The organism is Pseudoalteromonas sp. NBT06-2 (assembly GCF_002276045.1).
In the GTDB taxonomy this organism is placed as follows: domain Bacteria; phylum Pseudomonadota; class Gammaproteobacteria; order Enterobacterales; family Alteromonadaceae; genus Pseudoalteromonas.
This window is the reverse complement of the sequence record NZ_NQMR01000402.1, coordinates 1-640: the sequence shown is the minus strand read 5'-3', so window position 1 is coordinate 640 and position 640 is coordinate 1. Positions and strand designations below refer to the sequence as shown.

1 protein-coding gene is annotated in these 640 nt (G+C 33.8%); it reads right to left on the bottom strand.

Going from position 1 to position 640, the window contains the following annotated elements:
- Nucleotides 1–176 precede the first annotated feature (176 nt).
- Nucleotides 177–575: a 3'-5' exonuclease gene (locus CJF42_RS26295; RefSeq protein WP_095369406.1), complete on the bottom strand. Its 399-nt coding sequence runs from the start codon at nt 573–575 to the stop codon at nt 177–179.
- Nucleotides 576–640: the final 65 nt, after the last annotated feature.

Genomic DNA, 640 nt, shown 5'->3' with positions numbered 1-640 from the left:
TACAGTTTAACGTACTGCTTAACGTTTACAGGGTGTTTCAGCATAACAAAACACTGCAGTGGACTTTAGTGTCTTGTTGGTAATGATTATTATTTAGAATTAAAAGTAAGTCAAGATCTAAATAATAATTATTTGTAATTATTATATTGCGTTACACTCCCCTATATTTTGCTCGGTTACGCTTCAATTTTTAAAGCTTGATAAATAGCTGATACATATTTAGCTTGATGTTTTGCATCATCTAAAGCGTTATGAACTGTGCCAGTAAACGGCATATCTTTTTTAAGATTGAAGTTTCTTAGCGTACGACCTAAATCAACAATAGTCCTAACATCACGGTCATTATAAAAAACCCAAGGCACCTCTAATGAACAGGCTTGATAAGCATTTCTCAAAATAACATTGTCAAAAGTGGCGCCATTACCCCAAATAATGCGAGATTTGAGTTTTTCTATTTGGCTGATCCACTCTGAAAACTCATGCAATGCAGTTGTTAATTCAGTGGCACCACCATCCTTAAATACAGCTCTTGCATCTTCACTTTGATAAAATAAATTAATTGCAAAAAAGTCCAACTGAGACCATAAGTGTGACCCTTAGTTGTTCTTTAAAGGTTATATTGTAACTTCTCAAAAAGCAG